Consider the following 8902-nt stretch of genomic DNA (forward strand, 5'->3'; position numbering starts at 1 on the left):
TCGTGGGTGCCGGGGCTGGGGCCGGCGCCGGGGTGACCGGTGCGTCCGAAGCCTCACCGGTCATGGCGGGGCCGGCTGGTGACTGCTGCGCTGGCACGTCTGTCAAACCTTCCTCACTGCCTCCGCAGACACGATCATGACGGTTGTCGTGGCCGCTTCAGCCGGGTTCTAGAGATCCTCGGCGAAGTCGGCCTGCATGCGGCGGAACACGTGTGTTCCCAGCCAGAGCAGGCCCAGCGACATCACGCCCGCGACGGCAAGATGCTCGAGGTAGAAGAGATACCCGGGGTCGGCCAGGATGCCCTGCCCGTTCGCGGGGTTGACGGCCGGCCCTTTGTAGATTCCCCGCTGGAAGGTGGCGACGACCGTCGCCATCGGATTCAGGAAATAGATCCACGTCCACTCGTGCAGGAGTTTACGGATCAGCCCGACCGGATACACGATGGGGTTGAGCCAGAACCACGCGAGCAGCGCCACCTCCAGCAGGTGCTCGGTGTCGCGGTATCGGACGTTGAGCGCCGACACGAGCATGGCCAGGCCCACCGTGAAGATCATCGCCACCGCGAACGCCGGCACCAGCAACAGCAGCTGGAAACCGATGAAGCTGTAACCGAGCGCCGCGACCACCACGAAGAGCACGGCGAGCTGCAGGACGAAGTGGACGATCGCGAACCCCACCGCGGAAAGCGGCAGCACCGGCAGCGGGAAACGGACCTTCTTCACGAGGTTCGCGTTGAAGACCACGCTGCCGCTGGCCGCGGAGACGCTGGCGGAGAACGCGTTCCAGATCAGCAGCCCGGACATCAGGTAGACGCCGAAACGGGGCACCCCGGCGTTCATGATGACCTGGAACACCAGGGTGTAGACGGCGAGCAGCAGCAGCGGGTTCGCCAGCGACCAGGCGAACCCGAGGGTCGACCCCTTGTACTTGACCTTGAGATCCTTGCGGATCAGGTTGCGCAGCAGCTCCCAGCGCAGCCGGGTCTGGGCGCGGCTGCGACGGGCGAGCCGGCGGGACTCCGGGCCCGGCCCGTCGACGTGGATCCGTTGCCGCGCCGCCGGCGTGGCCGCCGGTGCGGACCGCTCATCAGTCAGGTTCGACACCGACAACCTTCCGTGAGCCGCGCCAAGTGGGAAGCGAGCCCGACGCTACCGGGAACACCGGACCGCACGGACCGCACGGACCGCACGGGCACCACGTCGGGACGATACGTGGCCGGCCTGGCGCTCCGGCGGCCGGACCTGGGTACGCCGGTGACCGTGGCCACCGGGCCGGTTCATAGTATCGGGCCGTTCATTCAGCTCCGGCCGGTCACTGTCCAGTCTGACCCGGATACCAGCCGGCCCGTCGGCGGTGGCCGTGATGCCCCGCCTGTGGAGGACGCCCGTGTTCACCGACGTCCGGATCCGTGAGGTCTGGTCCCATCTGGAGTCCGGCGGGGCCGAGGTGCTGACGTTGGACGTGTTCGACACGCTGCTGCTGCGGCTCGTGCCCGAACCGGCCCACGCCTTCCTGCTGCTCGGGCACCGGCTGGCCGCCGCCGGGCTGCTGCCGCCGTCGCTGTCGCCCGCGCAGTTCGCCCAGCTGCGGGTGCACGCCGAGACCAGGGCCCGCGAGCGCAGCCAGGCCGGGCGCGGCACGCCGGAGGCCCGGCTGGACGAGATCTGGTCGGTGCTGGCGGCGGCGCTGCCCGGCAGCGGCGGCGTCGACGACCTCGTCGCCATGGAGGTCGCGTTCGAGCGGGACATCTGCCGGGCCGACCTGGCCGTCGCCGAACTGGCCGAGCTGACCATCACCAAGCTCGGCCGGCCCGTCCACCTGGTCTCCGACACGTACTTCTCGCCGGACCAGCTGCGCCGGCTGCTGCGGCGCCCGGAGCTCGCCGGTATCAGGTTCACCCAGGTGCTCACCTCCAGCGACGCCGGGGTGAACAAGAGCAGCGGCCTGTTCGCCCACGTGCTCGCGCGGGCCGGGGTCGCGGCGTCCCGGGTCATCCACCTCGGTGACAACCCGGTCGCCGACGTCGAGAGCGCCCGTGAGCACGGGATCCTTGCCGTCCACTACCCCAAGTACACCGACGGGCTGGAGACGACGCTGGACCTGGAGGGGCTGCGTTCCCGGCCCACCTCCGACACACCCGTCGACCCGGTGCACGGCGACTACGGGGTGACCGCGATCCGGGCCCGGACCCTGCACCGCGCCGACGCCGCCGCCGTCCCGGCGGGCCTGCGCCGCCACTGGGAGACCGGCGCGGCCGTGTTCGGCCCGGTGTTCACCGGATTCGCGGAGTGGGCCGTCGAACGGGCCGCGGACTACGGGGTCGACCGGATCCACTGCCTCATGCGCGAGGGGGTGTTCCTCGCCCGGGCGCTGGCGGAGCCCGGGCACGACCGCGGGATCACCACGTCCCCGCTGTGGGCGTCCCGGCAGGTGTGCGCGCTGGCCAACGTCTTCGAGGGCAGCCCGCAGGAGCTGCGCGGCTTCCTGACCCGGCGGCACGCCCCCAGCGTCGGGCAGCTGCTGCGCCAGCTCGGGGTGGGCGTGGAGGAGGTCGCCGGCCTCTCGGCGCTCGCCGGCCGGCGGCTGGACGTCCCCGGGCTGCGTGAGGAGACCCTGCACGCGCTGTGCAACGACGAACGGGTCCGCGGCGAGATCGTGACGACCGCGAGCCAGCTGCGGGAACGCTACCTGCGCTACCTCGACGCCCAGCTCGGCGACGCGGACCGGGTCGTCATCGTCGACCTGGGCTGGGGCGGCACCATCCAGGGCCTGCTGCACCAGCTGCTGGTGGCCTCCGGCCGCGAGGTGGAGATCGTCGGCCTGTACCTGGCGACCAACGCCGGCGCCAACGTGCACCGCCTGTCCGGGCTGCGGCTGGAGGGCTATGTCGCCTCCGGCGGCGAACCGGAGGCGCTGTTCGCCCCGGTGATGCGCAGCCCCGAGGTGCTTGAGCAGCTCTGCATGCCCGACGTCGGCTCGCTGATCGGCTTCGACGAGGACCTCACCCCCGTGCTCGCCGCCGACCACACCTCCCGCACGCAGGTCGCGCAGCGCGCCGCCGTCCAGGACGGGGTGCTCGCCTACCAGCGGGAATGGCTGCGTTACCACCGCGGTGAGACGCCGATGCCGTCCCTGGTGTCGGACGGGGCGCGGCTGGCGGCGCTGCGCACCCTCACCCGGTTCGTGACCCGGCCGACCCCGCAGGAGGCGTTCGCGTTCGGGATGTGGTCGCACGACGACAACTTCGGCTCCGAGTCCTCCGAAGGGCTGCTGCCCGCCGATCTGCTGCGCAGGATGCCGTACCTGACCGCGGCCGATCTCGAGAGGATCCCGATGCAGGAGCTCTACTGGCCGGCGGGGGTGGCGGCGGTGGCGAACCGGCCGCTGGCGGTCGTCAGCGGGCTGGCCGCGGGCGCCGGGATCTCGGCGCTGGAGGTCTCCCCGGAGGCCGCCGCCGGCCCGGTCGAGGTCTACGTCGACACCGGGGCCGACTTCGCCGCCGGCCCGAAGGAGTCCGCGGTCACCCGCTCCGGGCGGGACGGGCTGTCGCTGGTGCGCCTGCGCATCGACGGGGTCGGCGTCCGCCGGGTGCGCATCGACCCGGCCGGCCGGCGCGGCCTGCTGCGGCTGGACTGGCTGAAGCTGTCCTTCCACCTCAACAACGTCACCGAGCCGTACGAGGTGACGATCACTTCGGTCCCGGACGAGGCGCGGCTGCACCTGATCGGGGCACGGGCCCTCCAGCCGAACCTGATCGAGATCCTCGGTGACGACCCGCAGTTCGTCTACGTGCTCGACCCGGTGGGGCAGGCGCAGCTGGCTGCCACCTACGCCATCGACGTCGAGTTCGCCTTCGGATGGCTGGGGATCCGTTCCGACCCGCTGGCGGTCCCGGCCGAGCAGGGCACCCCGTTGTCACGCCGGGCCGTTCAGCGGCTACGGCGCGAACTCGAAGAACGCTTCTGAACCCGTGCCCCTCGGGGCGCCGGCGGCGTGATCACATTTTGCCCGCGCCGCCGGAGGGCGGCCGGCGGCCGTCACGCGGTTCGTGAAGCCGCGCGGTTCGTGAAGCCGCGCGGTTCGTGAGAGGGCACCCTGGTCAGGGATGGTGCGATCGTGGTCGCCGGGCGCGTCGCTGGAAGGCTCTGAGGGAGAATCGGTCGATCGCGATGATGCGGTCGTTGCGGACAACGTGGACGGGGTCGCTGTGAGTGATACAGCTCTGGGTGGGGACGGCGTGAACGATATTGTCATGGGCCGTCCGGCCGAGTGGCGCGGTTCCGCCGGTGACGGTGGGCCGCACGGCAACATCGACGACCATCCCACGGCGGACCTGTCGGCGCCGGGCCCCGGCAACCAGGTGCCCACGGACGTCGGCGCGGGCGCTTCCGTCCCGCGTCCTGATCCCGCTGATCCCGCTGATCCCGCCGGGGCTGCCGGGTCGGGTGGGACGGCCGGGGCCCAGCCGAGTCCGCCGTGGTTCAGCGAGCCGTCCACCCGCCGCGCCGCTGCCGCGCATGGCGGCCCGGGGACGCACGGCGGTCGGGAGGCGCATGGCGGCCCGGAGACGCACGGCGGCCGGGAGGCACACGGCGGCCGGGAGGTACACGGCGGCCGGGAGAGCGGCGAGGAGGCCGCCGCCCGCGTGCCGTGGACCGAGCCGGCCGTCGCCGCCGGCGGCGCTGTCACTGATCGTGAAGGCGTCGACGGACGTGAGGAGGACGCCGCGGGCGGGGCCGGCGAGCCTGACGTGTACGCGGTCGAGTCGGCCCCCAACGAGACGTTGCAGCCGCTGCTGCTGCACTCCCTCGCGGAGCTGCGGGAGATCTGGATGCCGCTGCTGGAGGCCGCCGACGTCCGCAGCGTCGCCGAGATCGGCTCGGAGAGCGGGGCCACCACGTCCCTGCTCGTCGACCTGCTGCGCGGGCGCGGCGGGAAGCTGCTGGTCATCGACCCGGACCCGGGCGTGACACCCGAGCCCGGGGACGGCCTCGAGGTCGACGTGGTGCGCGGTTACAGCCCGCAGGCCCTGGTCGGGCTCACTCCCGCGGACGCCTATCTGATCGACGGCGATCACAACTACGCGACGGTGACCAGCGAGCTGGGGACGATCGCCGACGCCGCCCGGGCCGCCGGCCGTCCCCACCTCCCTTTACTGATCATGCATGACGTGGGCTGGCCGAACGCCCGGCGGGACTCCTACTACACGCCCGAGCGCATCCCGGAGCCGGAGCGGCAGCCGTACTCGTGGGAGCTCGGGGTCCGCGTCGACAGCACCGGTGTGGTCACCGGCGGGCTGCGGGGCGAGGGGGCGTTCGCGTGGGCCCGGTCGGAGGGCGGAGCGGGCAACGGCGTCCGCACGGCGGTCGAGGACTTCCTCGCCACCCGTCCGCAGCTACGCCTGTTCGTGGCCGCGCCGATCTTCGGCCTGGGCATCGTGGTGGACGGCCGGGCCCCGTACGCCGAGCGGGTCGGCGAACTGCTGCGGCCGTGGGTGCGTAACGGCCTGCTGACCCGGCTGGAACGCAACCGGCTGGACCTCTACCTGCACGTGCTCCTGCTGCAGGACGAGATGATCGACGCCGCCCGCCGGCGGCAGCGGGAGTGGGCCCGCCTGGACGCGGCCCTGGCCGACCGCGCCACGACCGAACTGCGGCTGCTCGACGCGGCGGCCGAGGCCGAACGCGCGCTGGAGACGGAACGCGCGACCTCCCAGCAGTTGCGCGCCGCCCTCGCCGACGAACCGAAGCTCGTGCACGCGGCCCGGGTGGCGAACGCCGCGCTCAAGGCCCGGCTGGGCGGCCACCGAGGCGCGCGGGCGGTCCGCACGGCGCGGGCGGTACGCGGGGCGCTGCACAGCCGCCGCTGAGCTTCCAGCCGCCGAGCCCCCAGCACCCCGGCGGGCGCACCGGGCCGTGATCCGGGTGGCTGCCAGCCGCCGGCCGCGCCGGCCACCGGGGAAGATCGCCAAATATTTGTCGTTCTGTACGCCTACCGGGCCGAAAAGCGTACAGAACGACAAACTCGCCTGGATCATGCTCCGTGCGGGTGGCTGTGGTGCCGCCCGCGCTCTGTGGCCGGTGTCGTGGGCTCGGTGGCCTGTGTGTTGCGCGCGAGGCGGACGGCGGTGAGGGCGGCAAGGGCCAGGGCCGACCCGAAGACGATCGCGATGCCGGCCGCCGGCCACGGTGACCAGGCGGCCATGGCGCGCAGGGCCGCGACCGGTCCGCCTCCGGCGGGCCGCCAGAAGTGGCCGAGGACGAGCCACGCCGCGTCCAGCTGGATGCCGGCCGCGGCGGCGAGCACGGCGAGCGGCAGCCAGCGGGCCAGGCGTGGCCCCAGCGCGGCGGCCCCGGCGCCGGCGAGGACCGCGACCCCGGCGAAGCCGGTGAACAGGTACCGCCCGGAGACCCCGGTCATGTGCCCGGTGCGGGCGAGATGGGCGGCGGCCTGCCCGCCGATGATCACGAGCAGGCCGGTCGTCGGCCACAGCATGAACAGCAGGTCCGTCCGCCGCGCCCGGTCGCGGGCACGCAGGAGGCCCCAGCCGGCCAGGCCGCCGAGCAGGCCCGAGGCGATGATCACCAGCGCCGGGGGGAGATCGGCCTCGTACCAGCCGATGGAGCCCCACCAGCGGGTCGCCAGCCGTTCGGACATCCACGACCAGTAGACGCCCCAGTCCCGTCCGGCGTACTCGCCGGGCGGGAAGCCCGGCGTGCTCGGCTGGACGGTATGCCAGCGCAGGATGTTGACCAGCCACCACCAGCCGCCGGCGGCGATCATGAGCCCGCCGCAGAGCACGGCGGACGGCCACCGGGAGCGCGCGCCGCGCAGCCGGGCGCAGGCGTATGCCGCGGCGGCCATCGGTACCAGCACGACCGCGAAGAACTTCGTCAGCAGCGCGAGACCGGTGAGCAGCCCGATCCAGCACGCGGTCCGCGTCGAGGTGTCCCCGCGCAGCACGTGGGCGACGGCCACCGTGACCAGCCCGCCGAGGCCGATCAGCAGATTGTCGTTGTTGACGCTGGAGCCGATGTGGACCAGCTGCGGCACGGCGCAGGGGACCAGCGCGGCAACGGTCGCGGCGACCGGCCGGGAGCACAGGCGTCTGGCGGCGGCGTGGGCCAGCAGCGGTAGCGGTGCCACCATCAGGACGCTTACCATCCGTAGCAGGCCGATGGTCACGTCCCAGCGCCGGGCGTCGCCGCTGTCCGGAAGCGCTTTGAGGATCGCGGCTTCCACCAGGTAGTACAGCGGTGGATGCTGGACCATCTGCTGGATGTAACCGGCCGGCTGCTCCGGGACGGCGAGATCCCGCCAGGCCGGCCGCTGGGAGCGCGGGGGCGCGTCGTGCGCCGGGACCGGGGCGACGGTGAGCTCGTAGGGACTGCTCCGGCTGCCGAACGGTGACGCTCTGATGGCACCGACCCCGTCCGGCGTCACCACCGCGTCGCCCGGGCGCGGCCAGCCGTAGCCCTGGACGAGCCGCATGACGGCGTCGACCTGGTTCGGCTCGTCCGGCGCGTGGTACTGGGGCACCAGCACCGACCAGGAGGCGAGCAGGAACGTGAACACGGCGGTGATCAGCCAGATGTGGCCGGGCGTCCGGCGCGGGATCCCAAGCGGGCTGAACCGCTCCACCGGGCGGCCGCCGGACGGCTCCGCGGCGACGGCGACAGCGACAGGCGTACCGGCTGCGGCCTCCATCAGAACGGCTCCGGGGCTCGGGCCCGTGGCGGCGCGGGAAACACGCGGCCGCGCCGCCTCCGGCCCGCTGACGGGCGGGGGCTGGGGATCTCCGGGAACGGATGGTTGCCATCGTACGTATGCTTCGCGGCTTTTCGGTGGCCGTGCGCGCTGTGAAAGCCTTCGTTCCCCGCGGCTGCCGGGAACCACACCTCAGCCGCCGGCGCAGCCACCGCCGGCGCGTCAGACGCGGCTGGTCAGCGCCAGGAGCCGACCTGGCCGACCACCTTCGCCGGGCTGCCCGCGACGATCGTCTTGGTGGGGACGTTCCTGGTCACCACGGCACCGGCCGCGACGATCGCGCACTCGCCGACCGTCACCCCCTTCAGGATGATGGCGCCGGTCCCGATCCAGGCCCGGTCCTCCAGGACGACGGGGGCGCTCATCGGCTGCTCGACGCCGTCCACGGTGATGGGGTGGAAGTCGTTGTCGAGGATCTGGGTGTTCCAGGAGATGGTGCAGCCGGCGCCGATGCTGACCCGTTCCCGCACGAGGATCTTCGCGAAGCCGTTGATGTTGACGCCGTGTCCGAGCTGTAGCAGGCCGGAGTCCACCACGATGCGGGTGCCGCGCTGTACTGAGACGACCCCCTCACAGCGCAGCCGCCCCTCGGGGTGGATCCGCAGCACGGAGACGTCCCGCCGGGTGGAGATCCCGAACGGGCCGAGGCCGATCCGCAGCGCCGCGCCGTCGGCGAACTCGATCCGTTCGCGGCCTTCGAGCACGGTGGGTGAACCCGTCCAGATGGGCTGCCCGTACGCGAGCGGATAGCGCAGCCCGGCCACGAAGGACCGCGCCGACGTCTCCCGCCCGGCCCGCAGCGCCCGGACGTTGCGGGCGTACTCGCGCGCGTCGCCGACGAACCGCCGGTCGAGCCGGTTGACCTGACTGCCGAGACGCTCGATGAGCCCACCCATGGCCGGAAATCCTAGTCCGTCGGCACGGAGCGATCATGACCTCCGTGCGCCGCCGCCTGCCATCGATGATGGCGCTGAGACGTACCGCCAGCAGCGCGTCCGTACCGGCGGGTGCGGTCCCGGCCCGTACCGCCGCCACCCGCACGACCGGCAGGCCGGCCGGCGAACGTGGTGAGAGGGGTGGGCCGCCGCGTCGCGGGACCTCCGTGACCGGCCGGTGGCCGCGGCGTGTAACGCT

Annotated in this window: 5 protein-coding genes; 2 read left to right on the plus strand and 3 right to left on the minus strand. The window is 73.0% G+C overall.

Features of this window, described 5'->3' with window-relative positions; translation table 11 throughout:
• Window positions 1-168 precede the first annotated feature (168 nt).
• Window positions 169-1104, minus strand: a complete 936-nt coding sequence (locus AC5LUJ_RS16975) for an ABC transporter permease (RefSeq protein ID WP_445548271.1) — start codon at window positions 1102-1104, stop codon at window positions 169-171.
• Between the two features lie 283 nt (window positions 1105-1387).
• Between AC5LUJ_RS16975 and AC5LUJ_RS16980 the strand changes: the two genes are divergently transcribed.
• Window positions 1388-3967: an HAD family hydrolase gene (locus tag AC5LUJ_RS16980; RefSeq protein WP_250284940.1), complete on the plus strand. Its 2580-nt coding sequence runs from the start codon at window positions 1388-1390 to the stop codon at window positions 3965-3967.
• A 241-nt stretch (window positions 3968-4208) separates the two neighbouring features.
• A complete protein-coding gene (locus tag AC5LUJ_RS16985) occupies window positions 4209-5870 on the plus strand; it encodes a class I SAM-dependent methyltransferase (protein WP_250284941.1) in 1662 nt (553 codons plus the stop codon).
• 164 nt (window positions 5871-6034) lie between these two features.
• On the opposite strand, the gene AC5LUJ_RS16990 is transcribed toward AC5LUJ_RS16985, so the two are convergent.
• Window positions 6035-7708, minus strand: coding sequence for a DUF2142 domain-containing protein (locus AC5LUJ_RS16990; RefSeq protein ID WP_250284943.1), 1674 nt, complete (start codon window positions 7706-7708; stop codon window positions 6035-6037).
• A gap of 236 nt (window positions 7709-7944) precedes the next feature.
• Window positions 7945-8664: an acyltransferase gene (locus AC5LUJ_RS16995; RefSeq protein ID WP_493465275.1), complete on the minus strand. Its 720-nt coding sequence runs from the start codon at window positions 8662-8664 to the stop codon at window positions 7945-7947.
• Between the last annotated feature and the right edge of the window lie 238 nt (window positions 8665-8902).

The organism is Protofrankia sp. CiP1_Cm_nod3, assembly GCF_982290655.1.

Bases quoted from the DNA above. Each gene is read 5' to 3' on its own strand.
- AC5LUJ_RS16990 (WP_250284943.1), bottom strand. From the start codon at position 7,708: ATGGAGGCCGCAGCCGGTACGCCTGTCGCTGTCGCCGTCGCCGCGGAG.
- AC5LUJ_RS16995 (WP_493465275.1), bottom strand. From the start codon at position 8,664: ATGGGTGGGCTCATCGAGCGTCTCGGCAGTCAGGTCAACCGGCTCGAC.